Genomic DNA, 1,886 nt, shown 5'->3' on the forward strand with positions numbered 1-1,886 from the left:
GCCGCCAGTCTGGAGCGGCACGCCGGCAGCTGGACGAGGCCGCCCGCGCGCTGGGGCTGGACCGCGCCAACCTCAACCGGCTGGCCAAACGGCTGGGGCTGAAGTGAGCCGCGAGGCGCGGCTTACTGCTCCGGACGGTTGAGCGCGGCGGTCATCGCCGCAGCGTCCTCGCGGTTGAGGAACAGGTATTCCAGCTCGGCCGCGCCGAACTTGTCTTCCAGCTCGTGCAGACGCACCGGGTGGTTGCCGAAGCGGTAATGGGTGCTGCCGTCCTCGTCGTTCGTGATGGCATACACGCCGAAGGAGGGCGGATTGGTCAGGGTGCCTTCCAGCTTCACGGCGGAAGGGTCGATGGCGCGCTCGATAAGGTCGTCTAGGTCGATCATGGCGTTGCGATAAGGCTGCAGGGGAGGGGTAAAGGGACGGTGCGGAGCGGGGAAGTCAGGTCAATGCGGCCCGCCCGGCGAAGGCCAGGGCGATGCGTTGCGGGCCGGTGCGGTCACGTCGGGCCCAACCTGTGCATTGCGATACCCGCGTTGATAGCCCGGATCGGGTGCATCGGAGGTGATTTTTGCCGCGCCCGGACGCCAGCCAGCCGCCGGCCGACTTCCCGCACAACGGCTGCGCGAAGGTGGCGTTGGGGGCGATGTGGGGGTCGACGCTTGGGTCTTCAATCGGCATGGCTGGCCTCGGATGGGCGCAGCCTGCCGTTAGTTTCGCGTTAAAACAAGCCCGCTCTCGCGGCGGGCCGGTGAACAGCCCGATCCGGCATGTTCAGCCGCCGCGGGCGCGCCGCGCCAGCGCGCTGCACAGGGCGATGAAGGCGGTCAGCGCGGCCATCGACAGGAACTGCATGCGGGTCTGCGGCGAGACCATCAGCAGGGCGAAGATCAGCGTCAGGATCGCCAGCGCCAGCACCGTCAGATACGGGAAACCGGCCATCCGGAACGGCAGCGGCGTGCCCCGCCGCTCGGCGCGGCGGCGCAGGATCAGCTGCGAGACCAGGGTGATGGTCCATACCAGCAGGCAGGTGGAACCGACCACGTTGAGCAGCACCGGCAGCACCTGGTCGGGGAACAGCAGTTCCAGCACGGTGGCGGCGAAGCCGAACAGCACACTGGCCAGCACCGCGATCACCGGCACCTGGCGGGCGTTGGTGCGCGCCAGCCAGCGCGGGGCTTCGCCGCGCTCGGCCAGCGAGTAGATCATCCGCGAAGCGCCGTAGAGGTTGGCGTTGAGTGCCGACAGCAGGGCGATCACCGCGATCAGGGTGATGGCGGTAGCGGCGCCGGGAATATTGGCCACCTGCAGCACGGCGGCGAACGGTGACTTCAGCGAGGCGCTGTTCCACGGGACCACGGCGATGATCACGCCGATCGAACCGATGTAGAACACCAGGATGCGCCAGGCCACGGTGCGGATGGCGCGCGCCAGGCTGCGCTCGGGGTCCTGGGTTTCGGCCGCGGCCACGGCCACGATCTCGGTGCCGCCGAAGGCGAAGATCACCACCAGCAGCGCCGCACCGATACCGGCCAGGCCCTTGGGCATGAACCCCTCATGGGCGGTGAAGTTGGCCAGCCCCGGCGAGGTCACGCCCGGCAGCAGACCCAGCAGCAGCGCGATGCCGACCAGGATGAAGGCGATGATCGCGCCGACCTTGAGGATCGCGAACCAGAACTCGAACTCGCCGTAGTTCCGCACTCCCAGCAGGTTGATCGCGGTGAACACCAGCATGAACGCCAGCGAGGTCAGTGGCACCGACAGCTGTGGCCAGACCGTGGCCAGCAGGCCGGCCGCGCCCACCGATTCGGCCGCGATCACCACCACCAGCTGCGCCCACCACAGCCAGCCCACGGTGGCCCCGGCCGGTGGCCGCCAGTGGCATC

The 1,886-nt window shown here is 68.8% G+C and carries 2 protein-coding genes; both read right to left on the reverse strand.

Annotation, left to right across the window (positions count from 1 at the left end; translation table 11 throughout):
* Nucleotides 1-122: 122 nt before the first annotated feature.
* On the reverse strand, nt 123-386 hold the full coding sequence (locus JCM9942_RS14945) for a hypothetical protein (RefSeq protein ID WP_054660632.1): 264 nt from the start codon (nt 384-386) through the stop codon (nt 123-125).
* Between the two features lie 388 nt (nt 387-774).
* A partial coding sequence (locus tag JCM9942_RS14950) for an amino acid permease (RefSeq protein WP_054660634.1) occupies nt 775-1,886 on the reverse strand: 1,112 nt, incomplete at its 5' end.

Source organism: Stenotrophomonas pictorum JCM 9942 (assembly GCF_001310775.1).
In the GTDB taxonomy this organism is placed as follows: Bacteria; Pseudomonadota; Gammaproteobacteria; order Xanthomonadales; family Xanthomonadaceae; genus Stenotrophomonas; species Stenotrophomonas pictorum.